Consider the following 15,443-nt stretch of genomic DNA (forward strand, 5'->3'; position numbering starts at 1 on the left):
TTCGCGCCGATGATAGTGCGGACTACCCGTGTGAAAGTAGGTCATCGCCAGGCTCTCCTTTGAAAACGCCCCAGATCTCACAAGGTCTGGGGCGTTTTGCTTTGCGGCGGCGGAAAATAACGGCCCCGCACGACACAAACGCCATCAAAAAGCGGCCACACGGGCCGCTTTCTTACTCTCTACCGGTCGATCAAGCACCGCAACCGTGTTCCGCGGCCTTGGCCAGCTCTTCCGGCGGTACGTCGCGCACGTGGGTCGCGATCGACCAGCGATGCCCGTACGGGTCTTCCAGCTGGCCGTAGCGGTCGCCCCAGAACATGTCCTGGACCGGCATCGTGACCTTGGCGCCGGCATCGACGGCGCGGGCCACCGCGGCGTCGACATCCTCGACGTACAGATGCAGCACCACGGGCGTTCCCTTCAACGCCTTGGGGCCCAGGCTCTGCCATTCGGGCATTTCCTCCGCCATCATCACCGGCGAATTGCCGATGCGCAGCATCGCGTGCATCAGCTGGCCCTGCGGCGTGACCAGCTTGAATTCCTCCTCCGCGCCAAACGCGCGCTTGTAGAACTCGATCGCTTCCAGTGCATCCTTGCAGACGATATGCGGCGTCAGCGTGGGCATGCCTTCGGGAATCGGCTTGACTTGCGTTTGTGCCATCCTGGTTCTCCTGTCTAATCAACTAATCGAACTAATCAAACTGATCGAACTCTCGAATTACTCGAACTCCGAACTGTTTTCGACCGTCTGTCTTGCGCGCGATCGCGCCGTTATTGCGACTGCTGTCGCTGCTGTATCTGCTCCAGTTCGCGAAAGCGCTCGATGCCTTGGCTCGGCGGAAAATCCTCGAGGTCGTACAGCTGCCGCACCTCGATCTCGCAGTTGTCGTCGTCGGTGGCGGGATTCGGGAAACGGCGCGTCCATTCCATCGCTTCCTCGCGCGACTTGACCTGGATGATGGTGTAGCCCGCTATCAACTCCTTGGTCTCGGCGAACGGCCCGTCGGTGACGGTCCGTTGCTGGCCCTGGTAGCGGATGCGCCAACCCTTGGCGCTGGGTTGCAGCCCCGACGCATCGACCAGTACGCCGGCCTTGGCGAGTTCCTCGTGGTAGGCCGCCATCTCCGTGATGAGCGCGTCCTCCGGCATCACGCCGCTTTCGGTTTTCTGCGTGGCTCGAACCAGAATCATGAAACGCATTGCGGTATCTCCTGTCGGTAGATCAGTCTAGGCGATGCCAACGGCCGCTCAGGGCTGCAGTTCGAACAACGCCTTGCCGCTTTCCATGTCGAACGGTGCGGAAAAATGATCGTGGGCAATCTTCCAGCCCTCGGGCGTCTTGCGCAGGCCGACCGTGACGCGCATCCACGACCCACTCTCCTTGCCGTTTTCATCCTGGTGACCGCAGCGCAGCAGGTAATGGCCATAGCCGAACCGCTCGTCCACGGACAGTTGCAAATCGTGCATCTCGAACACCATTGGCCCCGTGCACATTTCCATGCAGGCCGCCCAGTGCTTGCCGTAGGCGTCCGCGCCCTTGAATTGCAACTGCATCACGGCGTCGAAGGCAACGATGTCCGGGGTGTAGTGCGACATGATGCGTGGCACGTCGCGGGCGATCGCGGCCTGGCGCCACGCTTCGAGCATGGTCCGGATTTCGTCGTGGGCGGCGGTCTGCGATTGAGGGGCGTTGCTCATGTTGAATCTCCTGAAAGGAAAAGGCGGATAGCAAGTAGGAACATGCGAGGTCGTGGCCGGATCCGGCCGTCACTGCGCGGGCGGCATACTGCCAACCGCCAGCGACATCACCGGCCGCACTTCGACGCTGCCCAGCCGCGCGGCGGGAATCCCCGCGGCCGCGTGCAACGCCTCGTGCAGGCCTTCGGCCTCGATCAGATAGAAGCCCGCCAGCTGTTCCTTGGTCTCCGCGAACGGCCCGTCGGTGATCGATACCTTGCCGGCGCGTACCCGCAGCGTGGTGGCCGTCGTCACGCTTTCCAGCGCTTCGCCGGCCAGATACATGCCATCGCGCTCGAGCGAGGTGCTGAAGCGCAGGCACTGTTCCACCAGGCTGCGCCATTCCGGCTCGGGCATCGCTTGCAGGACACGCTCGTCGGTATAGATCAGGCACAGGTATTTCATCGTCGCCGCTCCTCGGATTTCGGTGGCTGTTCGGACTTCCTGTTACCTAGTCGTGCAGCGAGCGCGCCAATCGACAATGCCGCGCAAAAAAATTTACGACCCGGTGATCACGCCTCGCCCGCACCCGGCAATTCGCGGATCGGCCGGATCTCGACGCTGCCATGCCGCGCCGGCGGAATCTTCGAGGCGACCTGGATCGCCTCGTTCAGGTCGGCGGCCTCCATCAGGTAGAAACCGGCCAGCTGCTCCTTGGTTTCCGCGAACGGCCCATCGGTGACGGTCACCTTGCCGTCGCGCACCCGGAGCGTCTTGGCGGTTTCGACCGGCTGCAGCGCTTCGCCGCCGATGTAGTGGCCGCTGCTGCGCACCTTGTCGCCGAAGCGCAGGCATTCGCCAACCAGCGAATTCCATTCTTCGGGCGGCATGCTGTAGACCTGTTTCTCCTGGTAGTAGATCAGGCAGAGGTATTTCATCTGAGGCTCCTCGGTAATGGTGGCGTTGGCGGGTCGGCAAGCGACGCGGCAACGAAACGGCACGGAAAATCAGCATAGACGGCGCCAACGACGGCGCCATGACGCCGGCAGGATGGTCACCCTGTCAGTGATTAGTCGTTCGGGATCGGGCGAAATCGACAGAGGGAATCGACATCAGGCAAGCCCGCCGCAACGGCCTCGACTCCCTTTATTGCGGCAGTGCGGCAAGCCGACGTTCGATGAAGCGCCGCTCGGGGTTTTGCCGGACCAGTTCGAGTACCGTCCGATACGCGGCACGCGCGTCGGCGTAGCGACCCAGGCGCCGGCACAGATCGGCCCGGGCAGCGTGGGCCAGGTGGTAGTCCGTCAACTCGCCGCGGGCCAGGATCGCATCGACCAGCGCAAGCCCCGCCTCGGGACCGTCCCGCATCGCCACCGCGACCGCGCGGTTCAGTTCGACCACCGGCGAGGGCTGGATTGCCAGCAGCACGTCGTAGAGCGCGACGATTTGCGGCCAGTCGGTCGAGGCGGCGCTGTCCGCTTCCGCGTGGACCGCCGAAATCGCGGCCTGCAGCGAATACGGCCCGAAGCGGCGCGAGGACAGGGCGCGCTCGACCAGCGCCGTGCCCTCCGCGATCAGTGCGCGGTCCCAGCGGCTGCGGTCCTGCTCGTCGAGCAGCACCAGTTCGCCGTCGGGCGAGGTACGCGCGGCCCGCCGCGACTCGTGCAGCAGCATCAAGGCCAGCAGGCCCATGATCTCGGGCTCGGGCAGCAGTTCCAGCAGCAGGCGCGCCAGCCGGATCGCCTCGCCGGACAGATCGTGGCGCGTCAGCTGGTCGCCGGAGCTGGCCGAATAGCCCTCGTTGAAGACGAGGTAGACCACCCGCAGCACGCTGTCGAGCCGCTCCGGCAGGTCCTTGCGGTCGGGCACCTGATAGGGGATGCGCGCGTCGCGGATCTTGGCCTTGGCGCGCACGATGCGTTGGGCGAGCGTCGACGGCGCGGTCAGAAACGCGTGGGCAATGTCCTCGGTGGTCAGGCCGCAGACCTCGCGCAGCGTCAGTGCGACCTGTGCGTCGGGCGCGAGGGCGGGGTGACAGCAGGTAAAGATGAGCCGCAGCCGGTCGTCTTCCAGACAGGCGTCGTCGAACAGTTCATCGAAGGCGCGCGTCGCGCTCTCGTCGACGATGGCCTCGACCTGTTCGCTGACGTCGTCGAGCGGGCGGAAGCGTGCATGGCGCCGGATGCCGTCGATCGCCTTGAAGCGGCCAGCCGAGATCAGCCATGCGCAGGGATTGGCCGGCACACCATCGCGCGGCCATTGCTCGAGGGCGGCCTTGAACGCGTCGTGCAAGGCTTCCTCGGCGAGGTCGAAATCGCCCAGCAACCGGATCAGCGTGGCCAGCACGCGGCGCGATTCGGCGCGGTAGATCGCGCCGACGGTGGCCTCCGACGCCGCGAGGGGGGCGACGGCAGGCTTGTCGGACGGTGCGGCGATGGAATCTGGCATCGGTCTTTGTCGGCGAGGCTGCCGCGGACCGCGGCGGACAGGCGTGCGCTGGCGCACGGGCATGCCGATTCTGCGGCGGATGGCTGCCGATGGCAAGGCGGCCAGGGCCGTTGTAACAAAGTGCCAGGGCGGGCGGCACGCCGGACGATGGGCGACCGAGCTGGCGTGGCTCGGCACGCCGATTGAACGGGGAGCGGGCCGTAATAGTACGCCTATAGTGTTCAGAACCGCGCGGGCATGGCTCGTGCTTGATATGGCGGCCGCGCGCGCCGAGCCGAGCGCGCGCGAAAACGAGGAGACGCGAAGCCATGGATCGAATCCGGCGCGATTGGCGTGACCATCCTGTCCGGCTGCTGCTCGGCCTGATCATCAATGGCGGCGGCGTGGCGGTCCTGCTGACCCGGCTGTTTGCCGATGTCTGAAGGGCGGCCGTCGCGCGGCGTGCGGGGGAGGCGCGATGCCGCCTGACACGCCCCCGCCGAGCGACGCCGGCGCGCGGGCCGCCGGGCCGCTCGACGCCTGGCGCCGCCCGCCGCGCGGCAAGCTGCATTGGCGCCGTCTGCTGGCGTTCCTCGGGCCCGGCTACCTCGTTGCGGTCGGCTATATGGATCCGGGCAACTGGGCCACCGACCTGGCCGCCGGTTCGGGCTATGGCTACGCGCTGCTGTGGATCGTGCTGATGTCCAGCCTGATCGCGATGCTGCTGCAGACGCTGGCGGCGCGGCTCGGCGTGGTGTCCGGCATGGATCTGGCGCAGGCGTGCCGCCAGCATTCGAGCAAGCGCTCGGCGCTGGCGCAATGGCTGCTGTGCGAGCTGGCGATCTGCGCCACCGATCTGGCCGAGGTCATCGGCACCGCCATCGCGCTGAATCTGCTGTTCGGCATTCCGCTGACCTGGGGCGTGGCGGCGACCGTGCTGGACGTGCTGCTGATCCTGGCGCTGCAGCAGCGTGGCTACCGGCAACTGGAGGCGGTCGTCATCGCGCTGCTGGCGGTCGTGTTCCTTTGCTTCGCGATCAACCTGGTACTGGTGCAGCCGCAATGGGGCGAGGTCGCGCGCGGCTTCGTGCCGAGCACGCGCGTGCTGACCGACACCAACATGCTGTACATCGCGATCGGCATCGTCGGCGCGACGGTGATGCCGCACAACCTCTATCTGCATTCGTCGATGGTCGGACCGCATCGGATCCGGCGCGGACACGAGAGTATCGGCACGACGCTGGCCTATTACACGGTCGACATCATGCTGGCGCTGGTGATCGCGTTCTTCATCAACGCCGCCATTCTGGTCACCGCAGGTGCCGTCTTCCATGCCGGCGGCATGCACGAGGTCAACGATCTGCGCGCCGCGTACCAGCTGCTCGGCCCGCTGACCGGCACAGCGGTCGCCAGCGTCCTGTTCGGCATCGCGCTGCTCGCGTCGGGACAAAGCTCGGCCGTGACGGCGACGCTGGCCGGGCAGATCGTGATGGAAGGCTTCGTCAAGCTGCGGCTGCCGGCGTGGGCGCGCCGGCTGTTGACGCGCGGCATCGCGGTGGTGCCGGCGATGTTCGTTGCACTCGCTTACGGCGAAGCGGGCATCGGGGAGTTGCTGGTGCTCAGCCAGGTCATACTGAGCCTGCAATTGCCGTTCGCGGTGGTGCCGCTGATCTGGCTGACCAGCCGCCGCTCGGTGATGGGCGCGTATGTGAACAAGCCCTGGGTCACGGTGCTGGCGGTGATCGCGGTGACGCTGATCATCGGCATGAACGTGACGCTAGTGACGACCATCGTGTTGCCGTAGCGGGTAGGGCAACCAGCGTCGCCGCGCGCGGAAGAAAAAAGGCGGCCGCTGTGGCCGCCTCGTTCTTCATTGCCGGACATGTCGGCGAACAGCCGATCAAGCCTTGCCAGGCGGCGTCGTGGGCGGGGCCGATGCCGCGCCGCCGCCAGCCGGTGCGCCGGTGTCCGTCGGCAGCTCGGCCTCGTCGACGCTGCCCAGGTCCGCGCCCGTCACCGGATCGCTGTTGACGTCCGACTCGGTGCGCATTGCCGCCGCTTCCACCGCGCTGGCCTGGGTGGGCTCGAGCTGGACTTCGGGCAGGCCGCTGCCGCCATCCACTGCCGGCGGCGGATTCTCGACGAACTCGAAGTTCGAATCGGCATTCCAGGGACCGCGCAACGCATCGCCCTGCGACATCTTGTAGTAGACGCTGGCGAATTCCGGCATCGGCGGCGCCTTGCCCGGCGGGAAGCTGGGCTGGATCGAGTACAGCGCCTTCTCGAACGACTTCTGATGCGATACCTCACGCGTCATCAGAAAGCCCAGCGCTTCCTGCACGCCGGGGTCGTCGGTGACATTGATCAGCCGCTCGTAGATGATCTTGGCGCGCGCCTCGGCCGCGATATTGGAGCGCAGGTCCGCGGTGGGCTCGCCGATCGTGTCGATATAGGCCGCAGTCCACGGCACGCCGCCCGAGTTGGTCAGCGGCGGGCCGCCGCCATACAGCAGCTGGGTCACGTGGCTGTCGTTGCCGGGACCGGACAGCGAACGATAGAGCTCGGCTTCCTGTTCGACGCCCTCGGCCAACTGGCCCTTGGCGCCCTTGTTCAGCATCGCGACGATCGAGCCGATCACTTCCAGATGGCTCAGCTCCTCGGTGGCGATATCGAGCAGCATGTCCTTGCGGCCGGGGTCGTCCTCGGCCAGCGCCTGCGTGAAATAGCGCAGCGCAGCAGCCAATTCGCCCTGCGGACCGCCGAACTGCTCCAGCAACAGATTGGCCAGACCGGGATCGGGCCGTGATACGCGTACGGTGTACTGCAATCGCTTGTTGTGAATGAACATGGGGATCCTCCGATCTCGGTCAAAGAGACATCAAGCAGGGACTCAAGCGGTACTTCGGGCCGCATGGGCGAGGGTTGCGCTGCAATGCCCATGCCCGCAGCGGCGATCGCAGGGAAGACACGCCGTCGTTGTGGCCTGCCGCCGGGCGAACCGGCGCGAGATCGGAGAGCGAGGCCGCGCTTATCGTAGTCGCGGCGCAGGGAAATTAGGCAAACGTGTAAAACTTTCGCTTACTGCTTTCGCTTATTGCGCTGCCAGTCAGCCAATGTCGCGAGCGGGCAACGCCTGATGCGCCAGACAGGCTTAGCGCGCCGCCTGCGTCACCGGCAACGCCTTCAGATGCAGATAGAGCGCGGTCAGATCGGTGTCGCTCATCTTGCTCAGGCTTTCGAAGGGCATCGTCTTGCTGACCTCGGTGCCGTCGGGCCGCACCCCGGTACGCATCATCTCGATAAAGCGGTCCGGCGTGCGGTAGCGCAGCATCACGGCACCCGGCCGCAAGTCGGCGGCCGCCGGCCAGTCGGGCGGCGCGCCCGGAATCTTGCCGCCCGCCAGGTCGGCGCCGTGGCAGCCGATACAGGCATTGGCGACATAGGCACCATAGGCTGCGGTCGGTGCGGGCTGTTGGGGTGGCGAGGGCGGCCGCGTGTGGTCGATCTTGGCGGCGGCATCCTCGATCATGCCGAAACCGTACAGCACGCGCGCCATCAGCGGCAGATGGATCTCGGTCATGCCGCTGAGCAGCGGCGGCAGGCTGCGGATATAGGCGACCAGTGCGGACAGGTCCTCGTCGCTGAGCTGGTTGTAGTCTTCGCTGGGCATGATCATCAGCGGGCGGCCCGACGGCGCGACGCCGTGCCGGATTGCCAAGACCCAGTCGCCTTCGCGATATCGCGCCATATCGGGATTGCCGGCGGTCACGTTCGGCGTACGCACGAACATGCCGCCCGGATCGTTGATCATCACGCGGCCCCGGCCGTCGGCGCCGTGGCATTCCATGCAGCCGCGAGACTCGTAGAGATATTTGCCGCGCGCGAGGGCTTGCGCATCGTCGCGATAGGCGACCGGAACCGCGGGCACATGCACGCGCCGTTGAGCCTTGCGTTCGCCGAGCAGAATGCCGGTTGCCAGCACCAGCCCGGCGGCAACCGCCAGCCCGGCGATCGTCCACACCGCAATACGGATCACGCGCTTCATCGTCGCCCCTGTCGATGCGGAAAGGCGATATTGCAGCGACGCCGATGGCGGCGGTATGTGCGCGAGCGCACCGAGCCCGAGGCCCCGCGCGATGGGCCGTGTCAGGCGGGGCGAGCGGCAAAAGCGAAAGCCAGTTCGCTTCGGCAGTAGCGGCGCAGCGCGCGCGGAGCAAAGATGGCAGCCCCTCATGTCCTGAAGGAGTCGCCATGTCATCCCTTTCCGCCATCCCGGCCCAGCGGCCCATCGACATGCCGTCGGCTGTGCCCCACGCGAAGTCCTCCGGCGAGCGGTGTTCGACGCCGCCCCAGGACGCCGCCGTCGCGCTGCTGATGAGCCTGGTGCTTGCCAACCTCAACGCCAATGCATTTGCGTCGCGGACGTCGGCACCGCTCAGCATCAATACGATCGTGCTGGTCGACCATGCCGGCAGGCTGTCGGCGGCTGTCGTGGTGCTGTGGCCGGTGCGGGGTCCCGAGCCCGAACCGGAGCGGCGCGACGACCGGCAAAGCGAGCGAACCAGACAGCAGCGCAATCGGCCCGAACGCGCCCGCGGCACGCCGCCGCATCGGCCCACCGCTCGCATCAATCCCTACGCGCCCGACGGATGGAGCTTCGACCGTCTGCCCCATGAAATCCTCGGGCTCAATGCCGGCGAGACCGATATGGCGAAGATCGCCAGGGCCTTTCGGGCAGCGTCGCTGAAGGCGCATCCGGACAAGGGCGGCCGTCCGGAGCAGATGCAGGCCGTGGCCGCGGCACGGGACTTCATGAAGGCACAGGCCGAGCAGCCCAACGCCGGTTCGGCAGCCCACTGAGCGGCAGACATCAGAGGCCCCCAGAGGCCATCGACTGGCCCGTCCAGCGCAACGTGCGGACGGGCCAGTCGGTTTTCAGTCCACCTGGGCGCCGGATGCCTTGACGATGCGCGCCCACTTGTCGAGATCGCCCTTGAGCTGCGCGGCGAATTGCTGCGGCGTGGCCGACAGCGCTTCGGCACCTTGCGCGCCGAGCTTTTCGCGCAGCGCCGGGTCGGCCAGTGCGGCCTGCATCGTCTGCGCCAGCTTCTGTGTAATTTCGTTCGGCGTCCCCTTGACCGCAAACAGGCCGACCCACAGATCACCGCTATAGCCCGGCACCGTCTCGCCGATGGCCGGGATGTCGGGAGCGAACGGCGAGCGCTTCGCCGAGCTGACGCCGAGCGCGCGGACCTTGCCTGCCTTGATATGCGGCAACACCGAGGGCAGGCTGGCGAACGCCATCGGCACCTGGTTGCCCAGCACATCGTTGAGGGCCGGCGCCACACCCTTGTAGGGGACATGTTCCAGCTGGATGCCTGCCATGCTGTTCAGCATCTCGCCCAGCAGATGGTTCAGCGTGCCATTGCCGGCCGACGCAAAGCGATACTGGCCAGGCTTCGCCTTGGCCATCGCAATCAGTTCGGGCAAGGTCTTCGCGGGGAAGGCGGGATTGACGACAAGCACGTTCGGCACGGTGGCGACCGGGGCGATCGGCTCGAAGTCCTTGATCGGATCGAACGGAACCTGACGGTACAGCGATGGGTTGATCGCTTGCGTGCTGCTGATCGTCATCAGCAGCGTGTAGCCGTTCGGCGTCGCGCGGGCCGCGAACTGCGTGCCGATATTGCCGCCGGCACCGGGCCGGTTCTCGACGACGACCTGTTGACCGAGGCGTTGCGACAGATCGGCCGCCACCAGACGGGCGACGATATCGTTGGTCCCGCCCGGTGCCTGGGGCACGATCATCTGGATCGGCTTGCTGGGCCAGCGATCGGCGGGGCTCGCGGCCTCCGCCTGGGTGGCGCCTAACCATGCCACCGCTGAAACGACGCAGGCCAGGGCCTGGCGAATGCCTTGCATGATGTCTCCTCCATGTTGTCGCGTTGTTGTCGCGCATGCGGGTCGTGGCGGCAAATGCCGTCGACCCACCCGATTCGCGAGCGACTTTACCGAAGGAGAACTCCGGCGGGAAATTCAATCTGCGACTACGGCCATAAGGGCCGCTTATTGCAGCATGGCGCAGCATTGGCCGCCGGCCTTATTGCTCCAGGAACGGCAGCGTCCGCGCCAGCAGCGCGTCGGGCGCCTCTTCGGCGATGTAGTGCCCGCATGGCAATGGGCCGCCGTCGACATCCGCCGCCACCCGCTGCCACTCCTGCAGCGGCTGGAAGCAGCGATGGACCACGCCCTGTTCGCCCCACAGCACCAGCAGCGGCATCGTCAGCCGCTTGCCGGCCTCGCGGTCCGCGCGATCGTGGTCGAGGTCGATGCCCGCGGCCGCGCGATAGTCCTCGCAGACGCCATGCGCAGCGCCGGGCAGGGCGGCGCAGCGCTCGTACTCGCGCAGCGCGCGCGGATCGAAGGGGCGCAGTCCCGCGCTGCGGCCGCCCATCAGATCGCGGATATAGCGCGACGGATCGGCCTCGATCAGCCGCTCGGGCAAGGGCGCCGGCTGGATCAGGAAGAACCAGTGCCAATACGCGCGCGCAAACGCCTCCGTGGTCTGCTCGTACATCGCGAGCGTCGGTGCGATATCGAGCAGCACCATCCGCTCGACCGCGGCGGGGTGGTCCATGCCGAGTCGATGCGCGACGCGCGCGCCGCGGTCATGCGCCAGCACGCGGAAGCGCTCGAAGCCGAGCGACTGCATCACGCGCAGCGTGTCGCGCGCCATCGTGCGCTTGCTGTAGTTGCCGTGGTCGGCGGTGCCGGCCGGCTTCGACGAATCGCCATAACCGCGCAGATCGCACGCGACCACGGTGAACCGCTGCGCGAGCGTCGGCGCGACCTTGTGCCAGATCGCATGGGTCTGCGGGTGGCCGTGCAGCAGCAACAGCGGCGGCCCGTCGCCGCCGACGACGGCATGGATACGGACCTCGCTGTCGGTCTCGACGTCGATGCTGCGGAATTGCGGAAAGAGGGAAAGGTCCACGGCGCGGTCTCCAAACGGGAATCGCGCCATTCTAGTGCGTCGGCGGCGGCGGATTGGGCGCCTGCCAGGCAACACAAGGCTAACTGGCAGGAAATAACGGCCGCCCCCGCCGGCCGATCCCGACGGCCGCTCCCGCCGGCCGCTCCCCACGGGCGATCCCGCGAGGCCCACCATCGCGCGCCGCTGCCGCCAGATCAGGCCGCCAGCAGCTCCGAATTGACCAGCCGCAGCGTCTGCGGATTGGTCAGCGGAATCTCCGCCGCGCGCAGCCGCTTCAGGATGTCGAACAGCAGGTCGCTCTTGGTACCGCCGGCAATGCGAGGACTGGAGACGAAGCCGGTCACGGTCAGCGTGATGCCGTTCGGCGCCAGCTGGCTGAAGGTCACCGACGGCGCGGGATGGTCGAGGATCGCCTGGTTGTCGGCGTAGGCGGCCAGCAGCATGTCGCGCACCTCCTCGGGGTCGATGTTCAGCGGGAACGTCAGCGTCAGCGAGGCCACGCCCAGCGTGCTGTTGTTCATCGTCACGTTGCGCACGCTCTGCGAGATCAGCTGCGAGTTTGGCACGATCATCGTCGAGCGGTCGCCGAGCTGAATCTCCGTGGCGCGCACGCTGATGCGCCGGATGTCGCCCTCGACGCCGCCGATATTGACCATGTCGCCGACCTTGACCGGCCGCTCGGTCAGCAGGATCAGCCCCGAGATGAAGTTCTTGACGATCTCCTGCAGCCCGAAGCCGATGCCGACCGACAGCGCGCTGACGATCCACGCCAGGTTGTCCCAGCGTACGCCCAGCAGCGACAGCGTCATCAGCACCAGCAGCACGTAGCCGACGTTGCTGAACAGCGTCACCAGCGAGGCCCGCATGCCGGGCTCCATGCCGGTCTTGGGCAGCAGATCGGCATCGAGCCAGCGGCGCACCGAACGCAGGATATAGACGCCCACGCCCGTGGCGATCACCGCGTTCAGGATGCGCTCCGGCATGATGTTCATCGCCCGCAGCCGCTCGCCGCCGAGCACCATCAGCAGGCTGTCGAGCAGGTCCTTCGGCGTGGTGCCGAAGCCGCCGGTCAACAGCGCGATCACCGCCAGCAGCAGCAGCACGCTGGAGCCCAGTCCGGACAGCACCGTCGACACCTGGTCAAGATGGTTATCGCCCAGTCCGAACAGCTGCTTGATGATGCGGCCGCTCGAATAGTTGACCGAGAACAGGCTCTCGCACGCGTCGCGCGTCAGCTTGGTCAGCAGATACAGGCTGCACAGCACGATGTCGAACCAGACGATCTCGTAGGTCAGGAAGCGCGCGAAGGTGATGTAGCCCGTCAGCAGCGCCATCAGCGTCACCACGATCGTCACCGCCAGGCCGGCGAGCACGATGCCGGTCAGCGTCGAGCCGCTGCCGGGCCGTTCGCCCGCGGCGACCAGCGCGCTGCGCACGCGGTTGGCGCGCAGCAGCGCCGCGCCGATCGTCAGCGTGACCACCAGCGAGACCAGGCCGCGCCCGAACAACGTGACCTGGACGCTGGTATCGATGGTGCGGTTCAGCTGCTCGATGGTGCCGGCCAGCAACAGCAGGCCGGCCAGCACGATCGGGAACGGCCGCAACGCGCGGGCGATGTCGTCGTGCAGCGAGGGCAGCCGCCAGGTCGGATGGCGCGTGCACAGCAGCGCCCGGCCCAGGCCGGCGATCAGCGCGCTGGTCATCGTCAGCTTGATCAGCTCGTCCGCCAGGTCCCGCATCGGCTCGGACAGTTCATAGTCGCGCGTGAACGCATACAGCACGATGCGCACCGCCAGCGCGGTGGTCAGCACCGTCGCCAGCGCGGTCGACAAGGCCAGCGCGCTGCGCCGCAAGCGGTGCTCCGGCAGGCGGTGCAGGCAGACCCTGGCCATGCCGCGCTCGACCAGCCGGCGCCCCAACGACCAGATGGCGAAGGCCAGCGCCACCAGCAGCACGGTGCCGGTCCGGTGGTCGGCGTCCCATGCCTGCTTGACCATCGGCGTGACCAGCGAACGCAGCGACTCGAAGCGCTGCCGGTCTTCTCGGCTCGGATCTAGTGCAGGCATCCAGAAGGCGCCGCCAAGGATGCTGTTCGAGCGCAACGCGACCTGATCCTTCAGATGTCCGCGCTGCAGCTTCGCAATCTGATCGGCGAGATTGCCGAGACTTTCCTTGTCCTCTTCGGCCTTCTTCAGCTGCTCGTCGAGCGCCTTGGCGCGCCCGTTCAGCTCTGCGCGCTGGCGGGCGACGGCGGGCGCCTCCGAGGCGCTGCCGTCGGCGGGCGGCGGACCCAGCAGATCGATCTGCGCCTGCACCTTGGCGCGCTCGGCCACCAGCGTGCTGCTCAGCGTATCGACGTCGGCCAGCAGCCGGTGCACGGCATCGTCCAGCTCGGTCAGCTGGTTGCCGCTGGTGTCCTTGGACGCCTGCTGCTTGATGCGGTCCTGCTCGGTCTGCAGCCGCTTCAGTTCGGCGCTGGCCGCCGCCGCGGAAAACGGCGCGGCGGGCTTGTCTTCGGTCCGGGAGGGCTCGTCGGCACCGAAGGCCGCGGGCGCGGCGCCCGGTAACAGATGCAAGAAAACGATCAGCAGCAGGCTGAACGCCATTCCGGGAAATCGACGCATGAAGGGAACACCTTTCGAGCCGGCGCCTTCTGGCACCGGACGTTGCCGTGGGGTCATCCGATGCGTGCCGGGCGTCGGGCCATGCCGTCAAGGCAGCCGCGGTCGCTACAAGGCGTCACAGCCAGGGCGAATGGACGCAGCCGGCACCGGAAAGCCCGGAATTATACATACGTCGGTCAACGTGATTCCAAAAGTGCTTAATTAGTCTCTATCTTGCTGTGAGATGGTGTTGGTCGCTGTACCGGGATCGCGCCGCGCCAGTCCGGTCGGAAGCGGTCCACGACCGCCAGCAGCCGATCGCAGGCAGCCGAAACATGTTTCGGCGGCGCTGTTGCCACGCCGAGCAGCAGCCCACAGCGCGCGCAAGCCGAAGACGCATACCAGACCGACAGCGGCGACGGCGCGATGCCGAAGGCCGCCGTTTCCTTGGCGATCGATACATCGGGCGTGCCGTCCGGCAGCCGCAGCAGCACGGCCAGGCCAGTGGCTTCCGCCTGGGCGCCGACGCGTGGCCGCAGGGTCGCCAGCAGTCCGTCGCGCTGCGCCACATAGAGACGCTTGGTGCGCCGCAGATGTCGCAGGTAGTGGCCGTCGCGGATGAATTCGGCAGTGGCCAGCTGGATGGACGGCGCGGGCGCCGGCGCCAGACACGCCGCCATTTCGGCAAAGCGGGGCACCAGCGGCAACGGTGCCACGACGAAGCCCAGCCGCAAGGTCGGGCTGATGGTCTTGCTGAACGAGCCGATGTGGATCACGCGTCCGGCGCGGTCCAGCGAGGCGAGGGCAGGCGCGGCCCGGCCCTCCAGGCGCAGTTCGCTGAGGTAGTCGTCTTCGATGATCCAGGCGCCTTGCTGCGCGGCCCAATCCAGCAGACGCAGACGTCGTGGCAGCGACAGCGTGCCGCCCAGCGGAGCCTGTTGCCCGGGCGTGAGCATCACCAGCGCGGCATCCGGCGCGTGCGTCAGCCCGTAGTCGACATCGATGCCATCGGCGTCCACCGGCACCGGTACCAGCGACAAGCCCGCCAGCTCCAGTCCCCGACGCGTGTACGGAAAGCCCGGGTCTTCGGTCCAGGCCTTGCGCCCATCGAGCCCGAGCGCCTGCAATGTCAGGCCGAGACCGCCGGCGAACCCGCCGGTGATCAGGATCTGCGAAGGCGAGCACTGGATGCCGCGCGCGATGGCCAGATACGCGGCGATTTCGCGCCGCAACGCCAGTTCGCCGCGCGGGTCCGGATAGAGCGCAGCGGCGCCGAGTTCGGCACGGGCCGCGTGGGCGCGTACCCGGGAGAACAGCTTCGCGGGCAGGCTTTGCTGCGCGGGCACGCCCATCTGGAAGATCGCCGGCCCGGCCATGAACTCCAGATACTTGTCCATGAACGAGCCGGGATCGGGCCGCTCGTCGGCATCGCTGCGCAGCGCCGGCCGTTCGGCAACCCGGGTACCGTTCGCACGGGATGCCACCACCAGTTGCGCGTCGGCCAGTTTTTCGTAGGCCGCCTTGACCGTGCCGCGCGCGACGCCGAGCTGCGTTGCGAGGTCCTGCCACGACGGCAGACGCGCGCCCGGCGCGAGCACGCCGCTTTCGATCGCCGTACTGATGCCTTGGCGGATCTGTTCGGCCAGCGGCGTGCGGGCGGATCGGTCCAGGGAGAGGGGCAGGGCGGGCGACAGGACCGGGTCCAGGGCGGGGTTCGGAGGTGGGCTCATGAGGGGCTGATC

14 protein-coding genes are annotated in these 15,443 nt (G+C 67.2%); 2 read left to right on the top strand and 12 right to left on the bottom strand.

The genetic code is table 11. The features are described from left to right. Window positions 1-190 precede the first annotated feature (190 nt). The 6 genes from HTY53_RS16760 to HTY53_RS16785 all read right to left on the bottom strand — a co-directional run bounded on the left by HTY53_RS16760 (window position 191) and on the right by HTY53_RS16785 (window position 4,125). Window positions 191-661: a VOC family protein gene (locus HTY53_RS16760; protein WP_174107731.1), complete on the bottom strand. Its 471-nt coding sequence runs from the start codon at window positions 659-661 to the stop codon at window positions 191-193. Between the two features lie 110 nt (window positions 662-771). After that, window positions 772-1,200 carry a YciI family protein gene (locus HTY53_RS16765; RefSeq protein WP_174107732.1) on the bottom strand — a complete coding sequence of 143 codons (429 nt, stop codon included), beginning with the start codon at window positions 1,198-1,200 and terminating at the stop codon, window positions 772-774. A gap of 48 nt (window positions 1,201-1,248) precedes the next feature. Further along, window positions 1,249-1,647 carry a YybH family protein gene (locus tag HTY53_RS16770; protein ID WP_254599991.1) on the bottom strand — a complete coding sequence of 133 codons (399 nt, stop codon included), beginning with the start codon at window positions 1,645-1,647 and terminating at the stop codon, window positions 1,249-1,251. A 120-nt stretch (window positions 1,648-1,767) separates the two neighbouring features. Continuing rightward, on the bottom strand, window positions 1,768-2,142 hold the full coding sequence (locus tag HTY53_RS16775) for a YciI family protein (RefSeq protein ID WP_174107734.1): 375 nt from the start codon (window positions 2,140-2,142) through the stop codon (window positions 1,768-1,770). 107 nt (window positions 2,143-2,249) lie between these two features. After that, the gene (locus tag HTY53_RS16780) at window positions 2,250-2,615 is read right to left on the bottom strand and encodes a YciI family protein (RefSeq protein WP_174107735.1); all 366 of its coding nucleotides are present in this window, start codon (window positions 2,613-2,615) and stop codon (window positions 2,250-2,252) included. 208 nt (window positions 2,616-2,823) lie between these two features. Further along, entirely contained in the window at window positions 2,824-4,125 is a 1,302-nt protein-coding gene (locus tag HTY53_RS16785; RefSeq protein WP_217435652.1) for an RNA polymerase sigma factor, read from the bottom strand. 457 nt (window positions 4,126-4,582) lie between these two features. On the opposite strand from HTY53_RS16785, the gene HTY53_RS16790 reads away from it, so the two are divergent. After that, window positions 4,583-5,908: an Nramp family divalent metal transporter gene (locus HTY53_RS16790; protein WP_174107736.1), complete on the top strand. Its 1,326-nt coding sequence runs from the start codon at window positions 4,583-4,585 to the stop codon at window positions 5,906-5,908. A 96-nt stretch (window positions 5,909-6,004) separates the two neighbouring features. On the opposite strand, the gene HTY53_RS16795 is transcribed toward HTY53_RS16790, so the two are convergent. Both HTY53_RS16795 and HTY53_RS16800 read right to left on the bottom strand, forming a co-directional pair. Continuing rightward, window positions 6,005-6,952, bottom strand: coding sequence for a manganese catalase family protein (locus HTY53_RS16795; RefSeq protein ID WP_174107737.1), 948 nt, complete (start codon window positions 6,950-6,952; stop codon window positions 6,005-6,007). A 303-nt stretch (window positions 6,953-7,255) separates the two neighbouring features. Next, window positions 7,256-8,149, bottom strand: coding sequence for a c-type cytochrome (locus tag HTY53_RS16800; RefSeq protein WP_174107738.1), 894 nt, complete (start codon window positions 8,147-8,149; stop codon window positions 7,256-7,258). A gap of 206 nt (window positions 8,150-8,355) precedes the next feature. Here HTY53_RS16800 and HTY53_RS16805 point away from each other — a divergent pair, with 206 nt between their 5' ends. Further along, entirely contained in the window at window positions 8,356-8,964 is a 609-nt protein-coding gene (locus HTY53_RS16805) for a J domain-containing protein (RefSeq protein ID WP_174107739.1), read from the top strand. A 75-nt stretch (window positions 8,965-9,039) separates the two neighbouring features. Here the strand turns inward: HTY53_RS16805 and HTY53_RS16810 are convergent, their stop codons facing one another. The 4 genes from HTY53_RS16810 to HTY53_RS16825 form a co-directional block, all read right to left on the bottom strand. Next, complete coding sequence (locus HTY53_RS16810) at window positions 9,040-10,026, bottom strand: Bug family tripartite tricarboxylate transporter substrate binding protein (protein ID WP_174107740.1); 987 nt, start codon at window positions 10,024-10,026, stop codon at window positions 9,040-9,042. Between the two features lie 178 nt (window positions 10,027-10,204). Then, window positions 10,205-11,128: an alpha/beta fold hydrolase gene (locus HTY53_RS16815; RefSeq protein WP_217435653.1), complete on the bottom strand. Its 924-nt coding sequence runs from the start codon at window positions 11,126-11,128 to the stop codon at window positions 10,205-10,207. Between the two features lie 164 nt (window positions 11,129-11,292). Continuing rightward, the gene (locus HTY53_RS16820) at window positions 11,293-13,722 is read right to left on the bottom strand and encodes a DUF3772 domain-containing protein (RefSeq protein ID WP_174107742.1); all 2,430 of its coding nucleotides are present in this window, start codon (window positions 13,720-13,722) and stop codon (window positions 11,293-11,295) included. 197 nt (window positions 13,723-13,919) lie between these two features. Next, window positions 13,920-15,431: a PLP-dependent aminotransferase family protein gene (locus HTY53_RS16825; protein WP_217435654.1), complete on the bottom strand. Its 1,512-nt coding sequence runs from the start codon at window positions 15,429-15,431 to the stop codon at window positions 13,920-13,922. Window positions 15,432-15,443 lie beyond the last annotated feature (12 nt).

This window comes from Cupriavidus gilardii (genome assembly GCF_013314895.1).
In the GTDB taxonomy this organism is placed as follows: Bacteria; Pseudomonadota; Gammaproteobacteria; order Burkholderiales; family Burkholderiaceae; genus Cupriavidus; species Cupriavidus gilardii_C.